Below are 3,876 nucleotides of genomic sequence, written 5' to 3'. Positions count from 1 at the left end.
GTTTGGTCGAAAATTCAATTATAACATGAAATTGGGGGTCATTGTTTTTTTTATACAAAAAAACTCTGTAACCCTTGATATATAAAGAAATTTTTAAAAGAGTAGTGTAAAAAACTTTACACTAACAAAGAATTTAGGGGGAATTTAAAATGAAAATGAAAAGAGCACTAGGCATTTCAGTCGCAGTATGTACAGCATTAGCTTCATTGACTGGCTGTGCAAGCAAAAAATCTGATACAGCTAAGAGCAGCGGCCCTGTACAATTGAAGGCTATAATGTTAAAACATCCACTTACAAAAGACCTGAACAAAATGGAGTGGCTTACTAAGATTGAAAAAAAGGCGAATGTAAAGATCAAATGGGATCAGATAACTGCCGATTGGGATCAGAAAAAAGGAACACTGCTTGCCAGTGGAGATATTCCTGACTTAATCTTTGGACCAACTCCAATTCTAGATAGTGATTTTTCACAATATCAAGGTTTATTTCAAGATTTAACTGATTTAATAAAAAAGGATGCTCCAAACATTCAAAAGATGTTTGAAGAAAAACCTGAACTTAAGGCTCTTGCTACTCAGAGTGATGGAAAAATATATGGTCTCCCAAAATATCAGAGATTTTGGCCAGTAAGCTCAACAAGAACATTTATCAATAAACAGTGGCTCAAAAAATTAGGGCTAAAAACTCCTACAAATTGGGACGAGCTATATAACGTATTATTAGCTTTCAAAACTAAAGATCCAAACGGAAATGGCAAAGCAGATGAAATTCCTATGGACTGGGCTCCTGGACAAGGCTATTTCAATGCAATGTATTTAATCGGTGGAGAAGGAATTACATTAACAGCTGGTAGTGCTGATGGATTCTATGTTGATAATGGTAAAGTTAAGAATTTATATAATAGCAATGAATATAAAAATTTGGTTAAATTCTTAAATAAATGCTTTAAAGCAGGTCTTGTAAACCCCGAAGTATTTACACAGGATTACACTAAATATCAGTCTGTTGCCCGTGGTACTGGAAAAACTGCAAAGGTTGGATTTACTTGGGGCTGGTTAAGCTCAGATAGATTTGGAACTGAAGTTTCTAATCAGTATGAATCAATTAAACAGCTTAAGAGTTCAGCAAATTACACTGGCAAAGTAACATACGATTATTCTTTTGATGCACTTAACTACGGAGGAAATATGGTTCAGATGTCATCAAAATGTGCAAACAAAGATGCTGCAATGAAATTTGTTGATCAGTTCTATAATCCAGAAACTAGTTTACAAGTTTTATTTGGTTCAGTAGGACCTAATATTTCAAAGAATGACGATGGAAGTTATACGATATTGCCTCCAAAAGACAAGAAAATGGATCCGGGTACTTGGAAATGGACAAGCTCTATGGCTGATGATGGTCCTATGTATATATCCGACTCTCTTAAAGTTACTTTAGGATCAGACATGCAGTCAATTCAAAAGGAAGACGAAGCTAATAAGTCTGTATTACAGAGCATAGATCCAAAGAAAGATGTTTTCCCAGGAACATTCATAAAATATAGCACTCAAGATAATAACAAATTAGCACTTGATAATACTAATGTAACAAACCTCACAAAAGCTAAATGGGCTAAATGGATAGCTAAAGGCGGAATTGATGCTGAATGGGATGCTTATGTTAAAAATCTTGACAAAGCTGGTTTGCCAGAAATGATACAAATTAAGCAAAAGTATTACGATGAATATATGAAAAATAATCAATAGCAATTAGTTAGAGGTGCATGCTTTAATGCATGCATCTCTATTATAAGGAGGTATTATGGGTACTAATATAAAAACTAATAAAAAAAATGCAAATCTTACAAGTGGTATGCAAAGTGTAAAAAAAGAAACGGTTATTAATACTTTTAGAAGAGACTATCAATTATGGTTAATGGTACTTCCGGCTATTATAGTAGTATTCATATTTAACTATATTCCAATGTATGGCATTCAGTTAGCTTTTAGAGATTTTGATTTTACAAAAGGTCTCACAGGAGGAAAATGGGAAGGTTTAATGTATTTCAATCAGTTTGTTAACAACTACATGTTTGGAACATTAATGAAGAATACTATTAAATTATGTTTAGCAACGATAGTATTTGGCTTTCCAGCTCCAATTATTTTAGCATTGATTTTTAATCAGATAAGAAGAAATAGTGTGAAACGAGTTATGCAGACTACAGTTTATCTTCCTCACTTTATTTCAACAGTTGTCATGGTAGGTATGCTAGTTGTTCTTTTATCACCTAATACAGGTATTATTGGACAATTATTAAATGCAGTAGGATTAGGAAAAGTTAATCTGTTAGGATCGACTTCAACTTTTATACCTGTATACGTGGGATCAGATATATGGCAGAACTGTGGTTGGGGAAGTATTATATACTTAGCAGCATTGTCGTCTGTTGATTCTCAATTATATGATGCATGTAAGATTGACGGAGCTGGCAGATGGCAGACGATGCTAAATGTTGATATTCCAGTGCTTATACCAACGATAATAATACTATTAGTTTTAAATATGGGAAATATCTTAAATACAGGTTTTGAAAAGATATTTCTAATGCAGAACAATTTAAACCTTCCGGTATCAGAAGTAATTGCCACATACGTATATAAGATTGGTATTATATCCAATCAATTTAGTTATTCATCTGCAATTGGTCTTTTTAATACTATAATAAACTTTGTATTCCTATTTACAACTAATCAGATTTCGAAAAAATTTGCAGATATAAGCTTATGGTAATTTAATTTTTATGATATGGAGGAACAGTTATGAGTGTTTTTAAAGTAAAGGGTAAGACTAAGTCTGACGTCGTCTTTGATACAGTAGTATATCTGTTATGTATTGTTATTTTTGTTGTGATAGCCTATCCTGTATATTTTGTTGTGATAGCTTCTATAAGTGATTCAACTCTTGTAGCGACAGGACAAGTTACGCTATTTCCGAGAGGATTCAGCACGTTCGGATACAGCGAGATATTTAAGGATTCAAGAATATGGTTAGGATATAGAAATACTATTTTATATACTGTTATTGGTACAATAGTTAATCTGTTATTTACGTTACCTGCTGCTTATGCGTTGTCAAGGCAAGAATTTCGAGCAAGACGTTTTTTAATGTTATTTTTCGTAATTACTATGTTTTTTAATGGTGGTTTGATACCAACATACTTATTAATGAAACAAATTCATATGACTAATACGTTTTGGGTATTTATAATACCGTTTTGCGTCAATGTTTTTAATCTTATAATTACTAGATCATTCTTTGAAACATCAATTCCAAAGGAATTGTATGAAGCAGCATCATTAGACGGGTGTTCTCATTTCCAATTCTTTATGACAATAGTAATTCCGTTGTCAAAACCTATAATCTCTGTAATTGCCTTATACTATCTTGTTGGACACTGGAATGACTTTTTCACAGCACTTATATATATAAGAGAAGATGGATTAAAACCACTACAAATTATATTGAGAGATATACTCTTGAGTAATCAGGTATTCTCAGCTGGAGCAGGAACAGGCGGGGGAACAGGTGGAGCATACGCTCAAAAATATGCTGATCAGGTTAAGTATGGTGTAATTATTGTTTCAACCATACCTATACTAATGGTTTACCCATTTATTCAAAAATATTTTGAAAAGGGAGTCATGATTGGTGCAGTTAAGGGCTAAAACATATGCTAGTACTGTATAATGACAAATTAATATTGATAAATATATAGGGTAATCAACATTTAAACTTAATAATATAATAAAATGTGATTAGAATATTCCCTATATGTGCTTAATATATTATTAGGTTTATTGAAAATCCTATAATTAAATAACGTATTATAAG

The 3,876-nt window shown here is 32.2% G+C and carries 3 protein-coding genes; all 3 read left to right on the top strand.

Going from position 1 to position 3,876, the window contains the following annotated elements:
• Positions 1–149: 149 nt before the first annotated feature.
• The 3 genes from CLORY_RS22550 to CLORY_RS22540 are packed head-to-tail and all read left to right on the top strand — an operon-like array spanning position 150 to position 3,710.
• On the top strand, positions 150–1,748 hold the full coding sequence (locus CLORY_RS22550) for a type 2 periplasmic-binding domain-containing protein (RefSeq protein ID WP_079428801.1): 1,599 nt from the start codon (positions 150–152) through the stop codon (positions 1,746–1,748).
• A 55-nt stretch (positions 1,749–1,803) separates the two neighbouring features.
• The gene (locus CLORY_RS22545; RefSeq protein ID WP_242954494.1) at positions 1,804–2,775 is read left to right on the top strand and encodes an ABC transporter permease; all 972 of its coding nucleotides are present in this window, start codon (positions 1,804–1,806) and stop codon (positions 2,773–2,775) included.
• A 29-nt stretch (positions 2,776–2,804) separates the two neighbouring features.
• A complete protein-coding gene (locus CLORY_RS22540) occupies positions 2,805–3,710 on the top strand; it encodes a carbohydrate ABC transporter permease (protein WP_079428799.1) in 906 nt (301 codons plus the stop codon).
• Positions 3,711–3,876 lie beyond the last annotated feature (166 nt).

The sequence above is a fragment of the Clostridium oryzae genome (assembly GCF_002029235.1).
Lineage (GTDB): Bacteria > Bacillota > Clostridia > Clostridiales > Clostridiaceae > Clostridium_AE > Clostridium_AE oryzae.
The sequence above is the reverse complement of the archived record's forward strand: the minus strand, read 5'-3'. Positions and strand labels throughout refer to the sequence as shown.